Origin of the sequence: Leptotrichia wadei (assembly GCF_007990545.2) — a bacterium.
GTDB classification, from domain to species: Bacteria; Fusobacteriota; Fusobacteriia; order Fusobacteriales; family Leptotrichiaceae; genus Leptotrichia; species Leptotrichia wadei.
In genome coordinates, this window is record NZ_AP019829.2 from 1,558,455 (window position 1) to 1,577,842 (window position 19,388).

Below are 19,388 nucleotides of genomic sequence, written 5' to 3' on the forward strand. Positions count from 1 at the left end.
AATAAAGTTACAAAAAAATAAAGTAATTTGAAGAAAGACTAGATACTGAAAATCCAAAAGTTGATAATTTAACTTACGAAGAAAAAAATTAAATTCTAAATAGTTAAATATAAATATAAAATTAAACAATTATAAAACGAAAAAAGAAAATTAAGTACATAAAATTTTGTTATCTAATCAAAATATTTTTTGAGTGCCACGATGGCACTCAACTTTTTTATTTCTCTAAGAAAGATTCTAGTACAATTATTTGGGATTTCCCACAAAATAGTTTTCGATTTTCTTTCAAGTTTTAATTCTTCCCCCATACTTCATCAGCAACTTCCTTAATGAATCTAAGTTTTGCCCATTGCTGTTCTTCTGTAAGGTGATTTCCCTCCTCTGTCGAAGCAAATCCACATTGTGGACTCAAATAAAGTCTGTCAAGCTGGACATATTTTGAAGCTTCTTTTATACGGGCAATCACAGCCTCTTTTTCCTCCAAAGTTGGATTTTTAGAAGTTATAAGCCCCAATACAACTTTTTTATCCCCAGAAACTTTTGCAAGTGATTCAAAAGTTCCTGCTCTTTCCGTATCAAATTCCAAATAATAAGCATTTACATCTTCTTTTCCAAAAAGTTCATCAGCAATTTTGTCATACCCACCTTGTCCAAACCAAGTTGACGCATAATTTCCACGGCAAACATGCGTATTAATTACCAAATCTTCTGGATTATTTTGAAATACTCTATTATTTATATTTAAAAATCTCTCTGCAAATTCACGCCTGATAACTTCCTTATCCCTGTCACTTTTTTCGATAAATGAAGCAATGAAATTGTCATCCACAAGACATCCCCAAGTGCAGTCATCAATCTGCAAAGTTCTAAGCCCTTCATTATACAATTCATTTATTACCGTTTTGTAAGCATTCACAATATCATCTTCCAATCCTTTGAAATCAGGATAAACTTTAAGAAGTGCCTTGACATGCTTATCTTCCCTTACCAATTCCGCATAAAACTGTGCTGGAGCTGGTATTGTAAATCTAGCTTCCACACCTTTTTTATTTCTTACCAAATCTCGCAAAAATGTGAAATGCTTTACAAATGGATGATTTTCCCCGCTAATTTTTCCAGTAACAATCGCAGTATCATCACGAGTTACAACTCCATTAAATTCATATCCCTTATCAGCATGAATATGCCCAATTCCATTAAATCCCCAGAAAAAGTCCAAATGCCAGTAACTACGTCTAAACTCTCCATCAGTAACACTTGTATATCCTAGCTCAATTTGCTTATCCACAATTTTTTTAATTTCTTCATTCTCAATTTTTGTCAATTCTTCCCTGTCAATTTTCCCTTTTTCAAAATCATTTCTAGCTTTCTTCAATCTTTCAGGTCTTAAAAAACTTCCTACTACGTCATGTCTATGAGGCGCATTTATTGTACACATATTTATCAGCTCCTTTATTTATTATTTATTTATAAATTTATTATATTTTTTGCATTTTTTTATTTTTTTTAATAATATTTCTATAATCTACTTTTCACAATTTTTGTAGCTTCAACAAGATTTTCCAAACTTTTTACAGTTTCTGTAATTCCTCTTGTCTTTAATCCGCAATCAGGATTTACCCATAATTTTTCTTTTCCAATTTTTTCAACCATTATTTCTAAAGCTGCTACAATTTCTTCAACTGAAGGTACTCTAGGAGAATGAATATCATAAACTCCAGGACCTACCTCTGTTTCAAAGTTATTTTCTTTTAGGAAATCAAGAATTGTCAATTTTGATCTCGAAGCTTCAAATGTTATAACGTCGGCATCCATATTGTCAATGTCTTTTATTATATCTTCAAACTGGCTGTAGCACATATGTGTATGAATCTGCGTATCCACTTTTACTCCGCTATGGCAAAGCCTAAATGCCTTCAATCCCCAATCAAGGTATTCTTTATGCCAATCTTCCTTTCTTAACGGCAATTTTTCCCTAAGTGCAGCTTCATCTATCTGAATTATTTTTATTCCTGCTTTTTCTAAATCCAATACTTCTTCTCGTATGGCAAGTCCAATTTGAAATGCCATTTCGCTTAATGAAATATCTTCTCTTGGGAATGACCAGTTTAGTATTGTTACAGGTCCTGTAAGCATTCCTTTAACAGGTTTTTCAGTTAATTTTTGAGCATATTCAGAATATAGAACTGAAATTGGTTTTGTTCTTTTCACATCTCCAAAAATTATTGGCGGTTTTACACATCTTGTTCCATAAGACTGAACCCACGCTTTTTCTGTAAATATATATCCTGCCAGATTTTCTCCAAAAAATTCAACCATGTCATTTCTTTCATACTCTCCATGCACAAGTACATCAAGTCCAATTTTTTCCTGCAATTCAATACATTCTTTTATGAAGTTAAATACATTTTTATCATATTCTTCTTTGCTAATTTCACCTTTTCTAAATTTGCTTCTATTTAGCTTCACTTCCTTTGTTTGCGGAAAAGAACCTATTGTAGTTGTTGCAAGTAAAGGAATATTCAACTCTTCCCTTTGAATTTTCTGTCTTTCCTTTCTTGCTCCCTCTCTTACAAAATCACTGTCTTTCAATTTTTTAACCGTATCTCTAACTTCCTTATCTTCCATTCCTTTTTCAGAAGTTATAATTTTTTGGTTTTTTACATAAAATTTATTTTCCTGTACTTTTTCCAGCGAATTTTCCCAAAGAACTTGACTCAATTCTCCCAACTCTTTTAATTCTGATAATTTTTCCTCAGCAAACGAGAAATGTCTTAATATATTTTCTGATAATTTTTTTTCATTTCTCAAAGTATAAGGCACATGAAGCAGTGAACAAGATGTCGTTATTACTACATTTTTAACCTTTTCCTTTAAATTATTCAATATATTTAAAACTTTTTTATAGTCACATTTCCAAATATTTTTCCCATTTACAACTCCTGCAAATAAGATTTTATCTTTTGGAAATCCCTTTTCAGTTATTAATTTCTCAGTTTGTCTTCCTTCAGCAAAATCAAGACCTATCCCATCAAAATTAAGCTCTGTTATTGTCTTGTAGCAATCTCTCACATCTCCAAAATATGTTTGAAGCAATACTTTTACATCTTTCTTATTCTTCAAAATTTCTGTATAAATTTCTTCAAACAATTTTATATCTTCTTCTGTCTGATCTGTTACTAATTGTGGTTCTTCAATTTGAATCCAATTGATATTTTTTTCATTACATTTTTTCAGTAATTCTACATAAACATTTACAACATCAGTTAAATATTCTTTTTTCTCTTTATTTCCTATTGTTTTAGCTAATTTATAAAATGTAAATGGTCCAATTACTGACGGATGAGTGTTCACTCCTAATTTTTTAGCTTCCTCAAGTTCATTAAATATCTTATCTGCATTTAATTTAATCTCTGCATAATCATCTAGTTCAGGAACCATATAATGATAATTGGTATTGTACCATTTTCTCATTGAAAGAGCTTTTACATCCCCTTTTTCCCCTTGATAACCTCTCGCAATTGCAAAATATGTATTCAGTTCATTCAATCCTAAATCTTTATAATGTTTTGGAATCGCATTCAATAAAATTATTGTATCCAGTATTCCATCATAAAATGAAAATGTATTTCCCGGAATAAATGAAATTTTTTCTTCCTTCTGTTTTAACCACTGGTCTTTTCTAAGCTTTTCCGCTATTTCCAAAAGTTCATTCTCTGTAATTTCATTTCTCCAATATTTTTCTATCGCAAATTTTAATTCTCTATTCTCCCCAATTCTAGGGTATCCAATAATCGCTGTTTTCATAATTTATCTCCTTTATCTATTTGTTACACTAGTAATATTTCTAATTATTTTTGATAAAATTATTATATACAAATATATTATTTCTGTAAAATACATTTATTTTTTAGTTTGTTATAACTATTAGTTATAGAATATTTCATAATATATTTGAATAAATCTAAATTTACAAAAACGTCCCTAAAAATTCTATCAACAGAGATTGGAATAAAAAAATATCGACTCATTAGTAAATTTCAACTCAATAAATCGATATTTTTTATTTTAATTAAAATAAATTTTAATCTTTCAGTAATTCCATCGCAGCTCTATAAATATGCTCCACAGTCAATTTATACTCATTCATTAGAAAGTCTAATGTTCCAACTTGCCCAAATCTTTCCTTTATTCCAATTCTTCTTAATTTTGCGTTTCCAGTTTCAGCAATTACTTCAGCAACTGCACTTCCTAAACCATTGTGAATACTGTGGTTTTCACAAGTTACTATTTTCCCTGTTTTTTGTGCATATTTTTTGATTGATTCCCTATCTATTGGATTTAAAGTAAACATATCTATTACAGCGGCATTTATTCCTTCATTTTCCAATTTTTCTGCTGTCTTCAAGGCTTCTGCTACCATAATTCCATTAGCGATTAAAGTAATATCCGAACCATCTTTTAATAAATTTCCTTTTCCAATTTCAAATGTTGAGCCTTTTTCATAAATTGTTGATGCATTTTTTCTGATTGTTCTAATCCAGTAGAAGCCATCTTTTGTGGCAACTTGTTCGAGGATATTTTCAAACATTGTGGCATCTGTCATTTCCATTACAACTGTATTGGCAAGTCCTCTCATTATTCCCATATCTTCAAAAGACATGTGAGTCCCTCCATTATGGGCGGAAGTTACTCCAGCGTCAGAGGCAATTACTTTTATGTTGTTTTTTTGATATGCTCCAGACATAAAGAGCTGATCAAAGCATCTTCGGCTTGCGAAAGCTGTAAAAGTGTGTGCAAATGGATATTTTCCAGCGATGGACATTCCAGCTGCAATACCTATCATATTTGCTTCCATTATTCCACAATTTATTACTCTTTCAGGATACTCTTTCTGTACTTTGTCCGTTGTAATTGCGTTCATTAAATCAGCTTCAAGAGCTACAATTTCATTGTGTTTTCCCATTAATTCACCAAGTTTGGAAGAATAAACTTTTCTCATTTCGATTTCATCTTTTTTTGGAGTTCCGTTATAAATTTTTATCATTTATTCCACCTCGCTTTCCAAATCCTTTATCGCCTTTTCAATTTCCTGCTTTAGTTCATCAGTTAATCTTAGATGATGAGAATTTTTCATTTTTTCGATGTATTTGACACCTTGCCCTTTTATAGTGTCAAGTATTACAAATAGTGGTTTTTCATTGCTTTTACGAGGCACTTTCAAAATATCGTACATTTTTTTAATATCATTTCCTTTTACAGTAACAACATCAAAGCCGAATGATTTCATTTTTTCCTCAAAAGAGAATGGCTTTATTATTTCATCCAAAGCACCGTCCAGCTGTTTTTTGTTGTAATCGAGGAATACCGTTAAATTATTTAAGTTATGATGAGCGATAAACTGAAATGCTTCCCAGCACTGTCCTTCGTTTATTTCCCCATCTCCAACAATGCAGAATACCCTATTAGACTTTTTATCCATTTGCAAGGCTTTTGCAATTCCTGTGGCAATTGAGATTCCTTGTCCCAGAGAGCCTGTTGTGGCGTCAACTCCTTTTGTTTTGAGTCTATCTGGATGGCTTGGCAAATTTGTTCCATTCTGATTTAATGCGTAAATTTCTTCAAGCGGGAAAAATCCTTTTAAAGCTAAAGTTGCATATAGTGCAGGACCTGCATGCCCTTTTGACAGCACAAAGTAATCTCTTTCTTCCCAATGTGGGTTTTTGGGATTGATATTCATGATGCCACCATACAGTACCGCCAATATTTCAACGATTGATAAACTTCCACCATAATGCCCAAAGCCTAGATTGGTAAGGGATTTTAATGTGTTTATTCTAATATTGGCAGCCAATTTTTTCATTTCTTTCACTTTTTCAATATAATCACTATTCATTTCTGGCTCCTTCCAAATGATAGTCAATTGTTATTCAGTTTTAACAATGATTTATTTTGATTTTTTTGAAGGTACAAATCCAAAGGCTACTAAAATAGCAGTTATTCCAACAATTATTCCAGAAATTACTACTGGAGATATATGTTTTGCCATATTTCCTAATACGATTCCTACTGTTACAAAATCTGCATCAGAGAATGTTGTATTTGCAAATCCTAGATTTCCTAATACTGGTAATAAAATTACAGGTAAGAATGTTAATAATAATCCATTTGCAAAGGCTCCGATTGAAGCTCCTCTTCTACCACCAGTGGCGTTTCCAAATACACCCGCTGTCGCTCCACAGAAGAAGTGAGGTACTACTCCTGGTAAGATAAGAGTCCATTTTAACATACCAAGCATAAATAATCCAACAATTCCTCCTAAAAAGCTGCATAAAAATCCAATTAATACGGCATTTGGCGCATAAGGGAATACGATTGGGCAATCTAACGCAGGTTTTGCATTTGGTACAAGCTTTTCAGAAAATCCTACAAAGGCTGGAACTATTTCTGCAAGGACAAGTCTAACACCTGATAAAATAATGTAAACTCCAGCTGCAAATGTTATAGCTTGAATAACTGCAAATACCAAATAATTATCTCCGCCGCTTAGTTCCTTTTCAACATAGCCTTTTCCTGCAACTAATGCCAAAATTAAGTAAATCATCATCATAGTCAATGAGATTGAAATAGAGCTGTCTCTTAAAAAACTCAAGTTTTTAGGCAATTTCATTTCTTCTGTTGATTTTGAACCTTTTCCAACTAGAGAACCGACAAATCCTGATAAAACATATCCTATTGTGCTGAAATGCCCAAATCCAACATCATCACTTCCAGTAATTTTTCTAACATAAGGTTGTGCCAACGCAGGAAATATCGCCATTACAAGTCCTAAAGTAAGTGAGCCGATGATTATTAATAAAGGTCCGTTAAATCCTCCAACTTTTAATATTATTCCAATCATACATGCCATATACAAAGTATGGTGCCCTGTAAGGAAAATATATTTTAATTTTGTAAATCTTGCAATAAATATGTTCCAGAACATTCCAAGAGCCATTATTAGTGCTGTTGCTGTACCATATTCTTTTAACGCCATTGACACAATTGCTTCGTTATTAGGAACGATTCCTTGAACGTGAAATCCTTGTTCAAACATACTACCCATAGGCCCTAATGAACTTACAACAAGTCCTGCTCCCCCACCTAATACCAAAAATCCTAAAATAGTTTTAATTGTACCTTTTACTATGTCTGTAAATGGTTTTTTCTGAACTAATAACCCAATCATTGCTATTAATCCAACTAAAATTGACGGGACTTTTAAAATGTCCACAATAAGAGTTAATAAGCCTTTCATTTTGCCCTCCTAAATTTTATATTTTATTTTTTGAAATAATCTGTTAATTTTTCTTCCAGTTCAGGCATACTTATAATGCTGTCTAAAACAATTAATTTATCAGCTGGAACTGTTGCGCTTTCTGCAATATCCTTTCCCATTACAAATACATCTGCCGCTCCAGGAAGTGCTGATGCCAAGTCAGAATGCTCAACTTCAGCTTCCACACCAATTTTTTTAAGAACCTTTTTAATGTTCATTTCCACCATAAAGCTGCTTCCTAATCCTGATCCACAAACTGCCATAATTTTCATAATAATCTCCTCCTAATTTTTTTATAAATTATTTTTATTTTTTTTAAGCAATATTTTTTATAATTTCTAATATTTCGTCATAATCTTTTGAATTTATTAATTTTTCAATACTTTCGTCATCTTGAAACAATTCCATTAATTGCATAAGTATTTCCATATGACTATCAGCATCTTTAGTTGCCAGCACAAATACCAGCTGTACTTTAGAATCGCCATAATATACTGGATTATTGAGTTTTAAAAGGCTCACTCCAGTTCCCAATGTACCATCTTCGGGCCTTGCATGCGGCATTGCCAGGTTTTCCCTTAAAATGACGTAAAAACCTAGTTTTTCAATGCTTTCTATCATAGCTGTTATATAATTTTCCGTTATTATATTTTTTTGTAGCAGAGGTTTTCCTGCGATTTTGATACTTTCTTTCCAGTCAGATACTGAATCTATTATTTGTATATTGCCATCAAGTATTTTTTCTAACATATGAGTTCCTTTCTGAAGTATTCTTCTAATTCTTCATATTTAGTTATTTTTGAGATTTTTTCAATAAAGTTATATTTTGTAATTAATTCAAATAAGTCATTTAAAATGCCTAGATGCTCTGTCTTGTTGGCAGTTGCAAAACTTAAAAATATGTTTGCGCCTTTTCCATTTGGAAATAGAACTTTTTCTTTTACAACTAATAATGAAATTCCCGTTTTTAATACATTTTCTGAAATTGGTGCGTGCGGAATTGCGATTCCTTCTTCAATAATGATATAAGCGCCGTGCTTTTCAATCATTTTTATCATTTCGCTTATATAGTCATGTCGTATAATTTCATTTTCTTCAAGTATATTTCCTGCCTTAGTTATCGCTTCTCTCCAATCTTTAACTTTATTTATAAACTGAAATTTGTTTTTGTTAAGCATTTTTTTTAAAATAATTCCAACTTCTAATAAATCATCATTAATTTTGTTTTCAAATTTGTTTTTTAGTTCATTCACAAGTTTATTTTTGTCTATTATAGTTGTATTATTTTTTATTATTTCCATCAGCTGTTTTAGTGAAATTTTTGTTATATTTTTTCGTATTCCGTATTTTGACAAAAGAATAAAATCTTCCTCTTTAAGCAATGGATTTATTTTTACAACAGGAATATCGTAGTTTTCTTCCAAGTCAATAGTAGACAAGATTAAATCAATATTCGCATAATTAGGCATTGAAGTTTTTATCAAGTAGTATGGCAAAACATCCACAATATCCAAGTCATAATTTTCCTTGAGGCTCTGCTCAAGCACCTTTGAACTGCCATAACCCAGTCCACAAATTAAAATTACTTTTTTAGTTTTTTCAGAAGTGTTTCTTTCAATGGAAGCCTTTATATGAAAGCCCATAAGAGCAATTTCATCTTCCGGAAACTTTACTTCAAAAAGTCCTTCAATTTCCTTTATAGCTTTATTTACTACTTCCAAAATAGGATCTTTTTCTAAAATTAATTCCTGAAAAACCGAATTTGTAATTTGAATATTATTTTTTATTCTATACATAGCAGGCTTTATATGGTATAAAAGCCCGTTATATAATATTTCATCACGTGTCAAGTCAGTTTTTACAATTTTGCTCACTTTAGAAATCATTTTTTTTATAATCAGTTCCTCATTTATCCAGTCTTCAAACGAATTATTTTTTAAACTGTTTATATTTATCCCCATTATTAAATCTGTTATTTCAATCAATATCTCAGTCTTTATTTCATTTTTATTCAAAATATTTTTTAAAATTTTTTCAATTTTTTTGTATTCTTCCGTATTAATTAAAAATTTCTTTGCGGTCAAATCATTGCTGTTTTCATAAATTTTCTCGAAATTTAATAAAATTAACACATAAGAAAATATTTTATTATAGCTTTCCTCATTTATATTTAAAAACATCACTTTTTCAATTTCTACAATAAATTTTTTCGTATTTTCAATATTTTTTTGTTTGATATATTTGAAGAAATAACGATAAACCTGTGCTTTTGCTACTTTTGAAGAATTTTTATCATTAAGGGAGTCAAATATTTTCTCCAAAAGTTCAATTTTTTTTATGAGAATGTCTCGAAAGTTACCATTAAGGCGATAACCATTAGCATTTTTATAAACTAGCTCAATTTTCTGCATTTTAAATTCTTTTGACATTAATTTCAAATCTTTTTTTATTGTCGTTCTGGAAATTTCAAGTTCCTCACATATTTTCGTAATATTAAGTCCTTTTTCATCAAAAAATAATATTAGTTTTAAAATACTTATCCTATCTTCCATAGATAATTTACGAATTTTTTCCAAAATCTCAAATAAATTTTTAAAATCCTGATTAGTGTCAAGAGAAATGCTATTTTTAGCCTTTTTAGTAATTTTATAGTCAAGTAACCGCAAAATGCTGTCGATGTTATTAATATAATATCTGGCCGCCCTGTCTGAAACTCCATATTTCTCAGATACTAATTTAAAATTATATTTTTTCCCTTTAATAAGGTTATTTAATATTTCAGTTTCCCTATAGTTTAACATAATATTCACCTTTCTATAATAAGGATACCTCTATAAATTAAAATAATCAATTTACATTACACTTCAAATATATTTGAAAAAATGTTACCATCTATTTTTATTTATACTTTTTCTTTCATAAAAAAATTACAAACTGTATAATATTTATACGTAAAATTACACAAATTAGTACGCATAATATTGTTTTCAAATTTTACAAAATTTCCGTATATTTCAAATGCTCCTTCAAAGCCTCAACATAAACTTTCCCATAAACACTAAGTTTGGTATTTTTCTGCATTATAATTCCAACTTTCATATACTCGTCAACTTCCAGCGGTCTTGCAATAATATTTTCTCCATTTAATTCCTTACTGATTATCCCAGTACTCACAGTATATCCGTTAAGCCCGACTGCTAAATTAAACAAAGTCGCTCTATCTCTAACTTTTATATTTTTATCCCTCTGAACCTCCCACTTCTTGCGTCGCAGGGTTCTTGGGTAGTAGTTGCTTTTTTTAGCCAACTAAATTTACCAAGCTATCCCCATAGTTCCTACGGTTCATATATTCTTATTTAAGCACTTATTTCTAATATCCTTAGTCCTTCTTTTAATATGTTTTTTGCTGCATTTATATCCCTATTATGTACAGCTCCACAGAATGTACAAGTCCATTCTCTTACGCTTAAATTCTTTACTTTTTCGTTCTTATATCCACAACAGTTACATATTTGACTACTTGCAAAAAACTTATCTACTCTTACTATTGTTCTTCCATACCACTTCGCTTTATATTCCAGTATTCTACAAAATTCACTCCATGATACATCTAGTATATTTCTTGCTAATTTATGGTTTCTACCATATTTTTTACTTGTAAATCTTCCATACAAATAATATCATATTTTCTTATTAGCTCTGTCGATAATTTCTGCAAAAAGTCTTTTCTTTGATTTGTTACTTTTTCATAGCATTTTGCCACTTTTATTCTAGCCTTATTTCTATTTGAACTGCCCTTTGGTTTTCGTGACAGTTCTCTTTGACATAAAGCTAATTTTTTCAAAGATTTCTGTAAATATTTTGGATTTTCTATTAAGGTTTCATCACTGGTAATCGCAAAGTCCTTTATACCTAAATCTATTCCAACATTCTTATTTGTGCTCTCTAGTTTTTTTACTTCTACATCTGTACAACATAGAGACACATAATATTTTCCACTAGGTGCTTGTGTTATTGTTGCATTTATTATTCTTCCTTGTGGCTTCATCTTATCTCTTATTTTTAGTTTTCCTAACTTAGGTACTTTTATCCATTTACCTAAAAACTCTATATTATTATTAGTATAACTAGTTCTGTATGATTTTCTATTATCTTTCTTAGATTTAAACTTTGGATAACCCTTTCCACTAAAAAAGTTCTTATAGGCTACATCTAAATCTTTTAAAGAATTTTGTAAAGAAAATTTATCTACATCTTTTAACCATTTATTTTTTTCTTTTAAAACTGTTAGCGCTTTACTACACTCACTATATGACATAGATTTTTTCTCTTTGTTATATAAGTCTTGTTTTAAACCTAAAAAATGATTATAGACGTATCTTACACAACCAAAAGCACAATTTAACTTTTCTATTTGAGTTTTAGTTGGATAAAATCTGAACTTGTATGCTTTTTCCATTTGATTTCACCTCCATTTACTTATACCTAAGTATAATATTTTTTATACTGTAAGTAAATGAAAAAGTAAAATTTTTCTAAATATATGAACCTAAAAACCGACTTAGTCGTTTTAGAGGTTGTCGTTCACATAAGTACGCTACCACTTATGCAGTTCTCTTATGAACTTCTTAATATTTCTATTAAGCACAGACTATATCTTATCCCACAGCTCTACCTGTTTGGGTCTACCCACTTCCACGAAGCTTTTCGTGTACTTCCCTCAGGAGGAATAGTCGTTGAACCTTACCTTGCGGTCTTGGCTGCTGATTGCCCATTATCTTAACACTTAGGGTTTAACCTTATGTCATCTAGTATATTTTTTCTGCTTTCGCAACGTTCACACTTGCCTCTCTCCTTAATTTGTTAAGGTGGAGTTGCTATGTTGTAGTTATACTAGCTTTAGGGGTTTCCAGCAATTCGAGCAGTATTGGGTAACTTCTTTTAAGTTGCTACCTCTACATACATATTTCTATATATGCTGACTATACTTAATGGTCTAACTCACTTCTTACGTCACAAGTGTGCGACCATATTTTTAATCAATCGTACTAAGTATTTCTTCCGAAAAATAAAACGAATTGTAATCCCCTTGCTCAAACGATAAATATGGATATTCCTTCAAGTCTTCAAGGCTAATACTTTCCTTTTTTGCCAAAGGATGATTAAAACTAATAAAAACATGCGGCTTTGCAGTAAATAATTCAATAAATTTCAGATTATTTCTTTTTATCATTTTCTCAATCACAGTTTTATTCGCTCCCGAAGTATACAAAATCCCAATTTCACTTTTTCTTTTGCTCACATCTTCAATAATTTCATTAGTCTGAGTTTCCCTAAGCGTAAAATCGTACTTATTTTCCCCAAACTTCTTAATCACATCCACAAAAGCATTTACTGCAAACGAATAATGCTGTGCAGACACTGAAAAATGTCGAGTTATCTTATTTCCTTTCTTATACTCTTTCTCCAATAAATCTGTCTGTTCTAAAACCTGCCTTGCATACCCTAAAAATCTATCTCCCTCAAGAGAAACAATCACTCCCTTATTTGTTCTGTTAAAAATTGATATATTCATTTCATCTTCCAATTCTTTTATAGCCTTAGTCAGTGCTGGTTGAGAAACAAAAAGCTCTTTTGCAGCATCACTCAATGTCCCTTTTTCAGCGACTGTAACTACATACTTTAATTGTTGTAATGTCATTTTACCCCTTTCTTTTTTTATTAAAATAATTGATAATTACTTTAAGCCCTGTTCTGTCGCCTTAGTCCGCATAACAAAAAAAGCTGATATTTCTACCAGCTTCCTCCACCTCCCCCGCCGGAACCTCCGCCAGAGAAACCTCCTCCACTAAAGAAGCCGCCTCCGCCTGAGCCACTCTTGGATGAACTAAATTTTTCACTCATAATTTTCGATTTTCCACTGCTATAACTTCTTGAAAATGCGTTCGTAAAACTATGATTACTATAAGCGTACATATGAGTGTGGCTATTTATATAAGATTCATTTATGTCGAAGTTGTATAATTTTATTGTTTTTTTCATTAATTTTATTGCCTCATTTTTTACTCCAAGCGCTACTGCAAAAGGCAAGATTCCATTAAAATATTCGATTAATTCCTTTACATTGTCAAATTTTCTTATCTGATTCTCTTCTGCCGTTTTTATATACATTTTCATACCTTTCAGGTATTCTTTTTTTCTCAAGCCTTCATTTGTATATTTCCCAATTAACTTTGAATACGTAATAAATAGTATTACAAAATATGTTACAAAAACAAAAATCTCAATTCCCTGATAAAAAGATACACCTAAAATCGCTATAATTATTAGCCCTGTTAACAGTTTTTTACTAACAGTTATCCAAATTCTATGAAAAAATGAGCCTAATGTTATAAGTATATACAGTATTATAAAAGGATTGAAAATCTCAAAATTTGTCTGTGAAAATATAAAAATTATAAAAACAGGAGCTGCACAATAAAATGGAACTAAAAAACTTCCATTATTTTTATAAATTATTTTATTATACTTATCCTTCAGGATTTCAATAATACTATTTGCCTTATTATAAATTCTTTTTTCACCACCAAAAATATTATTCTTTTCTGAAGAAAGAGCATCAAGCAGCATTCTTTCCTCTTCAGCCAGTTCAGTTTCCTGTGTATACACAGTTTTGAATCCCTTATTATATTTAATTTCACCATTAACTCTATTTGCTACTATAAACCCTTTTGTAAGTAATGTAAATATTCCTGCATTTAATATTTCCACTGTGTCTCTTTCACCATTTATATATGCCGCAAACATTGGAGAAATGTCTTTTGGCAAATTAAATTCTGGAATTACAGATTTTCCTTGCGGATCCCTTCCAAAAAAATTCCATGTTACGATTGAATAAATTGTAAGAAACAATAACAAAAATGGCAAAATTATAGTTGCAGGATTGGAAAGATATACAATTCTCAGCTTATCTGCCAAAGTTGGACTTATTTTATCTGTTTTCAAATTTAGCATAAATGTAAGCCCATTTTTGGGCTCCAGCTCTTTTGTTGCAATGTGTATTTCTACATCATTTTCTAAAATATCATAATTTTCACCTTTTTCTCCATAACTTCCAGTATAAACTTCCAATTTTTTAATTTCATTTTTTTTAATTTCCTGTCCATCAGAAAATCTTATAATGACGCTTGCCCGTTCAACAGGAACATTCCAGAACTGCCCAATCGCATTGTAATATACTTGATAAATTCCATCTTTTTCAAATACTGCATTATATATCACATAGTTAAACTCATATCTGTTTACGCCATTTTCCACAAATCTGTCTGCAGAACCTACTCTGTATCTTACTCCTTCATTAAAATTTTTCGTTGAATACTCTTCTGAAAGCCCATTTCTCTTTATCGAATTCATTTTTATGTAAGATTTGTAGATATCCACCCCATTTTTCTTTGAACGTAACGGAATATCCCTATAAATCCCATGCTTTGCCGCATCATCAAATTCATAGTCAATTACTTCATTTACTGTCAAAGTCCCATTTTTATTTATCTGAACTGTAACGTCATAATTTGTTATTTTTTCAGCAATTAACGATTTTGTATTTAAGAAAAATAACGTGAAAAATACAAAAATTATTGAAAAAATATTATTTAATTTTTGTTTGTTAAAACTTTTCATAACAATCCCCCTTCTAAAAATCCATTTAAACAAATTAAAATTTAACTTCTGGAACTTTTTCCGCCTCTTCCACAGCATTAAAGAACTCAGCCTTTTTGAATCCAAAAATTCCTCCAAAAATATTATTTGGAAAAGTTTCCACAAAAGTATTTCTATCTCTCGCTGTTCCATTGTAATATTTTCTTGAACTTTGAATTTCTGTTTCTATTTGAGTTAATTGGGATTGTAAGTTCAAAAAGTTTTCATTTGCCTTCAAGTCTGGATAATTTTCCTGTAGCATCATTATCGATCTTAACGTTTTTGTCATTTCATTTTCAAGTTTTTGAATTTTTTCAATATTATCAATATCCTTTGTATCAATTGACATCATCTGACTTCTCAATTTTACCACATTTTCCAGCGTTTCCTTTTCATGTGTTGCATAACCTTTAACAGTATTCACAAGATTTGGTATTAAATCCAGTCTTTTTTGCAAATATACGCCTATTCCGCTCCAACCTTCCTCATTCAAATTCTTCAATTTGATATATTTATTGTAAATCCCCATTGCCATCAGAACCAAAATTACCAAAATCCCTATCAAAACAAATACAATATTCATAATTCATTCTCCTCTTCTATTTTTTATTTTTATTTATTTTATTTAACATAAATCCAATTAATATTACCACAACAGCTCCTATAAAAACATTATAATAAACCGTGTAATCCCTTGGCTTTGAAACTTTCTTTCCATCTGCTTTTTCCAATTTTCCTACAAAAACTTCATCCCGTTCCTTTATTGAATCGACAAATTCTGCAATATCGTATTCTGGCTTATCTAAACTTTCATCTCCAAAGGTTATTTTATAATCTTCCCCTTCTGTAGCCCTAAACACAATTCTGTCTGGAACATAGTTTCCTGTTACTTCATTTATTTTGAGCGGTGAATTATCTCCATTCTGTATTTCAACGATTATTTCAGACAATTTTGGAACATTTTCTAAATTTATTATCAAATTTGACTTTTCCCCAACTTTAGAAATTATCCCTTCCGCATAAAAATTATCTCCGCTTCTCACGGTATAATTTCTCTGAAACTCATCATTTACATCTAGAACAATATTTTTTAATGGCAAAAACTTGCTCTTGATTTTCAAAATTGTACTTTTTCCTTCCTGCTCAACTTTATAATCCAATTTTTTCCTTATAGTTCTAAATTTCCCAGCCTCACTACTTGACAATTTCAAAATTGCTTCACTAAAAATATTCCCTTTATCTAACGGCGTTACAACTTTATAAAATTCATATCTTTTTTCCGAAAATTCTATTGTCAAGTTTGACTTATCAGGTGTCTTATAAATTTCTCCCGAAGCTATCTGTTCCCAATCTGTACCGTTATTACTTCCAAGCAAAGTATATTCGGTGTAAAAATTTTTGGAAGGAATCAGCGCAAGCCTATTTCCAATTATATCCTTTAACGAACTATCAGAATTAAATTTTACAATGAATTCCATCTTATCCTTTTTCGTCAATACTTCATCTATTTTTGCCCTTGCCACAATTTTTTCGCTGTGCTTTTCCTGCTCTTTTCCAGATTCAATAACATAAGGAACTTCTTTCCCGTTTTTATCAATTATCCGTATATCTCCAAGATTATTTTTACTATTCTCATAAATATCCTCTGTCAAAAAAAATTGCTTGTATGCAGACTTTCCTGTTATTTTTATAGTTTTAAAATACTGGCTGGAAAAAAGCTGAACAATTGCTATTAAAAATAAAAACAATATTATTTTATTTATTTTCTTCATTTTTCTCACCTTTTCCAAAATCCTTGTCACTCAAACTCTCTTTCACTTCCTGCTCCAATTTCTTCAAAGCCGTCTGATAAATATAAGAAGTTCCAATCAAAATAGCCCCCATACTAAAGTAAGCAATCAACTTATAGGAATTATCAAATCGTAAGAAATCCCATAAAAAACTTTTTGCCACAAAAAATATTCCTATTCCAAGCCCAATTCTTCTAACATTTCTATTTGGCACTCTAAATCCTTTCCAGACTAAATATCCACATAGTAGCAGCCCAACTATATCCAAAGCTAGTCCAGCTCCTAAAATTAATACACCTGAATGTTCATATATTCGTAAAATAATATTTGCTACACAAAGGAAATATATTGATTCTCCAAGTATCCACAATGGTTTTTTCTCATTTTTTCTGAAAAAGCATAAATGAATATCATTTTTAGCCACAATAAACAAATAAAGATTTACAAAAATTAATAAAATTAAAGATAGTAGATAACTTATTGGTATTTTCTCTTCTTGTACATTCCAGCTCCAACCAGAAATATATAAGATAAAATTAATCATATTTATGAATAGTAAATAAATTATTTCAATTATTACTAAAAATTTCAAGCTAAAACTATCCTGCAATTTCTTTATTTTATACGTTACCGTTCTTAAAATAAAAAGTGAAAATAATACGCCAAACAATACATCTTTACCATAATTTATCGCTTCAAATGAAGTGACTACATCAAAAACAACTTTATTTATAAAAAATATTGAATATGCAAAAATCAGATATTTAAATATTCCATTTAAAATCCTAACTTCTGTCTTATAACTTTTTTGTTTTATCAGGAAATAAAGCACAAATGAAAAAGATATAATCATCAAATCCTGAATATACACAAGCAAATATTTTTCTTCCCGCACAATTAAATTACTCACTAGCGAAACTAGATAAATCGCAATCGTTCCATATCGCATTTCCTTATTTTTATATTTTCTATAAAAGAAATATAATAGTGCAGTTTCAGCACCCCATGCAATCACAACAAATTTTTCTGGCACAATTAACGGGATAATCAGGATAAAACTTCCTAATGCCACGATATAAAAGATTTTTGCAACTTTGTTGTCCTTGAGCCTGTCGCCAAAAAATCCGTAAATTATTCCGACTGTTCCGACTAATACCACTTTTAGCCAACTTGGCGTTGTCTTGTCAAACAGGCTGTAAATCAATGAAAATTTTATAATTAGATTTAAACTTAGAAATATGTAGTCGATTATATTGCTTTGACGGTTTTCTTTCTTGTGTGAATTTAGGAAAATGAAACTGTATGCTGTTGTAAAAATTACGATGTAGAAAAATGCCGTGATCTTATCATGAACACTGTAATTTAAGTAATAAATCAGCCCCATCATATTTACTATACCCGTAACAAATCCAAAAATCTTGCTGTATATCCAGTCCTTTTTCCAAGAAACTCCAAGCACAATTCCCTGCAAAATCAAAGAATATGCCAAAACATAATAAATCTGAACATTGCTCTTATTCACCCAAATATACGCTCCGTAAGGCAAATATCCACCAATCAGCGACAATACTCCAATTATCTGGCTATCATATCGCAATGAAAGAATCACAACCAGCCCTGTCAGTATTACCGATATAAAAAGTCCCGCTGTCATTGGATAAAGTTTGAGATAAAGCGTGGAAAGAAGTGTAGTCAAATAAAGAATCCCAATTCCACCACCAATCAGCCCAACTGCAAAATGCTTCTTATTTTTCTGATAAAATTTTTCTCCAGCAAAAAGAAAAAACATCCCAAGCAAATACGAAGCCGAACTTTTCACATAATTATTTGCCAAAATTTTTGCAAACTGTGTCCGAAATACCAAAAAAACTCCCAAAAAGATTGATATTATCCCTAAAAAGTTAAAACCCTTCAAACCAATAAGTTTTTCAAATACAAATCTTTTTTTCTCTCTTTCAAAAAGAAATTCTCCTTCCTTCAAAGTCACTTCTTCCTTTATCTTATTATGAAACACCGAAGATTCCTCTTGTAGAAATACCTTATTTTCAAAAGTTTTCCTATTACTTTTCTCTAAAAAATCACCAATTTTTTCATTAATTTTTTTTAGCTCATCTCTTAAAGAATCAGCTTCATCTGAAAATTCGCCATCAAGATTTCTTTCCAGTATTTTGACTTTTCTCTTCATTTCCTCTGCATAATTAGAAAGTCTTCTAGTCACTCCACTTTCCAATTCCACATTTATCTTTTCAGCCAAAATATTCTGAAACTTATCAATCTCACCATTTCTCCTAATCTTTTTAGCTTCCTTCAATTCCTCAATAAGCACTGCATTACTATTTTTAAGCCTTCCAATTTCCTCTTCCCTATCTTTCATCTTTTCATGAAATGCCTTTAAATCTTTTGATAGCCTTTCATTCTCTTCCAAAAGTTCCTTTTCCCTGCTTATTCCAGCCTCATTTTTTATATTTGCAATTATTGATTCTATCTCTGAATTTATTTTCCGAATTTCCTTATACTTATTCTCAAGATTTTCCAATTCTTTTAGTTTGTCAATCATTGTAAAACCACCTCAAAAGTTTCAA

15 protein-coding genes and 1 pseudogene are annotated in these 19,388 nt (G+C 30.5%); all 16 read right to left on the minus strand.

The window, feature by feature from the left end; all coding sequences use genetic code 11:
* Positions 1–173: 173 nt before the first annotated feature.
* The 16 genes and pseudogenes from FVE73_RS11065 to FVE73_RS07385 all read right to left on the minus strand — a co-directional run bounded on the left by FVE73_RS11065 (position 174) and on the right by FVE73_RS07385 (position 19,363).
* Positions 174–308, minus strand: a complete 135-nt coding sequence (locus tag FVE73_RS11065) for a hypothetical protein (RefSeq protein WP_018499083.1) — start codon at positions 306–308, stop codon at positions 174–176.
* On the minus strand, positions 293–1,438 hold the full coding sequence (locus tag FVE73_RS07315; protein ID WP_018499082.1) for a 5-methyltetrahydropteroyltriglutamate--homocysteine S-methyltransferase: 1,146 nt from the start codon (positions 1,436–1,438) through the stop codon (positions 293–295). The genes FVE73_RS11065 and FVE73_RS07315 overlap by 16 nt, the downstream gene beginning before the upstream one ends.
* 80 nt (positions 1,439–1,518) lie before the next feature.
* Positions 1,519–3,807 carry a 5-methyltetrahydropteroyltriglutamate--homocysteine S-methyltransferase gene (gene metE / locus FVE73_RS07320; RefSeq protein WP_018499081.1) on the minus strand — a complete coding sequence of 763 codons (2,289 nt, stop codon included), beginning with the start codon at positions 3,805–3,807 and terminating at the stop codon, positions 1,519–1,521.
* Between the two features lie 277 nt (positions 3,808–4,084).
* Entirely contained in the window at positions 4,085–5,047 is a 963-nt protein-coding gene (locus FVE73_RS07325; protein WP_018499080.1) for a transketolase family protein, read from the minus strand.
* Positions 5,048–5,896, minus strand: coding sequence for a transketolase (locus FVE73_RS07330; protein ID WP_018499079.1), 849 nt, complete (start codon positions 5,894–5,896; stop codon positions 5,048–5,050).
* Positions 5,897–5,947: 51 nt separating this feature from the next.
* Positions 5,948–7,297, minus strand: a complete 1,350-nt coding sequence (locus FVE73_RS07335) for a PTS ascorbate transporter subunit IIC (RefSeq protein ID WP_018499078.1) — start codon at positions 7,295–7,297, stop codon at positions 5,948–5,950.
* A 23-nt stretch (positions 7,298–7,320) separates the two neighbouring features.
* Entirely contained in the window at positions 7,321–7,590 is a 270-nt protein-coding gene (locus tag FVE73_RS07340) for a PTS sugar transporter subunit IIB (RefSeq protein WP_006803591.1), read from the minus strand.
* Positions 7,591–7,633: 43 nt separating this feature from the next.
* The gene (locus FVE73_RS07345) at positions 7,634–8,068 is read right to left on the minus strand and encodes a PTS sugar transporter subunit IIA (protein ID WP_018499077.1); all 435 of its coding nucleotides are present in this window, start codon (positions 8,066–8,068) and stop codon (positions 7,634–7,636) included.
* Entirely contained in the window at positions 8,062–10,119 is a 2,058-nt protein-coding gene (locus FVE73_RS07350) for a BglG family transcription antiterminator (protein ID WP_018499076.1), read from the minus strand. The genes FVE73_RS07345 and FVE73_RS07350 overlap by 7 nt, the downstream gene beginning before the upstream one ends.
* A gap of 193 nt (positions 10,120–10,312) precedes the next feature.
* Complete coding sequence (locus tag FVE73_RS07355; RefSeq protein WP_232052722.1) at positions 10,313–10,624, minus strand: hypothetical protein; 312 nt, start codon at positions 10,622–10,624, stop codon at positions 10,313–10,315.
* A gap of 50 nt (positions 10,625–10,674) precedes the next feature.
* Positions 10,675–11,777 (minus strand): annotated as a pseudogene (tnpB, locus tag FVE73_RS07360) (IS200/IS605 family element RNA-guided endonuclease TnpB).
* A gap of 576 nt (positions 11,778–12,353) precedes the next feature.
* Positions 12,354–13,019, minus strand: a complete 666-nt coding sequence (locus tag FVE73_RS07365; protein ID WP_018499074.1) for a LysR family transcriptional regulator — start codon at positions 13,017–13,019, stop codon at positions 12,354–12,356.
* 92 nt (positions 13,020–13,111) lie between these two features.
* Positions 13,112–14,998, minus strand: a complete 1,887-nt coding sequence (locus FVE73_RS07370; RefSeq protein ID WP_018499073.1) for a DUF2207 domain-containing protein — start codon at positions 14,996–14,998, stop codon at positions 13,112–13,114.
* Between the two features lie 34 nt (positions 14,999–15,032).
* A complete protein-coding gene (locus tag FVE73_RS07375; protein ID WP_018499072.1) occupies positions 15,033–15,599 on the minus strand; it encodes a LemA family protein in 567 nt (188 codons plus the stop codon).
* A gap of 16 nt (positions 15,600–15,615) precedes the next feature.
* Positions 15,616–16,788: a hypothetical protein gene (locus tag FVE73_RS07380; RefSeq protein ID WP_026239085.1), complete on the minus strand. Its 1,173-nt coding sequence runs from the start codon at positions 16,786–16,788 to the stop codon at positions 15,616–15,618.
* Positions 16,772–19,363 (minus strand): DUF2339 domain-containing protein, encoded by a 2,592-nt coding sequence (locus FVE73_RS07385; RefSeq protein WP_018499070.1) that lies wholly within the window; start codon positions 19,361–19,363, stop codon positions 16,772–16,774. Before FVE73_RS07385 ends, FVE73_RS07380 begins: the two co-directional genes overlap by 17 nt.
* Positions 19,364–19,388: the final 25 nt, after the last annotated feature.

Bases quoted from the DNA above. Each gene is read 5' to 3' on its own strand.
- FVE73_RS07335 (WP_018499078.1), bottom strand. From the start codon at position 7,297: ATGAAAGGCTTATTAACTCTTATTGTGGACATTTTAAAAGTCCCGTCA.
- FVE73_RS11065 (WP_018499083.1), bottom strand. From the start codon at position 308: ATGGGGGAAGAATTAAAACTTGAAAGAAAATCGAAAACTATTTTGTGG.
- FVE73_RS07375 (WP_018499072.1), bottom strand. From the start codon at position 15,599: ATGAATATTGTATTTGTTTTGATAGGGATTTTGGTAATTTTGGTTCTG.
- FVE73_RS07365 (WP_018499074.1), bottom strand. From the start codon at position 13,019: ATGACATTACAACAATTAAAGTATGTAGTTACAGTCGCTGAAAAAGGG.
- FVE73_RS07325 (WP_018499080.1), bottom strand. From the start codon at position 5,047: ATGATAAAAATTTATAACGGAACTCCAAAAAAAGATGAAATCGAAATG.
- FVE73_RS07385 (WP_018499070.1), bottom strand. From the start codon at position 19,363: ATGATTGACAAACTAAAAGAATTGGAAAATCTTGAGAATAAGTATAAG.
- FVE73_RS07350 (WP_018499076.1), bottom strand. From the start codon at position 10,119: ATGTTAAACTATAGGGAAACTGAAATATTAAATAACCTTATTAAAGGG.
- FVE73_RS07330 (WP_018499079.1), bottom strand. From the start codon at position 5,896: ATGAATAGTGATTATATTGAAAAAGTGAAAGAAATGAAAAAATTGGCT.
- FVE73_RS07345 (WP_018499077.1), bottom strand. From the start codon at position 8,068: ATGTTAGAAAAAATACTTGATGGCAATATACAAATAATAGATTCAGTA.
- FVE73_RS07340 (WP_006803591.1), bottom strand. From the start codon at position 7,590: ATGAAAATTATGGCAGTTTGTGGATCAGGATTAGGAAGCAGCTTTATG.
- FVE73_RS07315 (WP_018499082.1), bottom strand. From the start codon at position 1,438: ATGTGTACAATAAATGCGCCTCATAGACATGACGTAGTAGGAAGTTTT.
- metE (WP_018499081.1), bottom strand. From the start codon at position 3,807: ATGAAAACAGCGATTATTGGATACCCTAGAATTGGGGAGAATAGAGAA.
- FVE73_RS07370 (WP_018499073.1), bottom strand. From the start codon at position 14,998: ATGAAAAGTTTTAACAAACAAAAATTAAATAATATTTTTTCAATAATT.
- FVE73_RS07380 (WP_026239085.1), bottom strand. From the start codon at position 16,788: ATGAAGAAAATAAATAAAATAATATTGTTTTTATTTTTAATAGCAATT.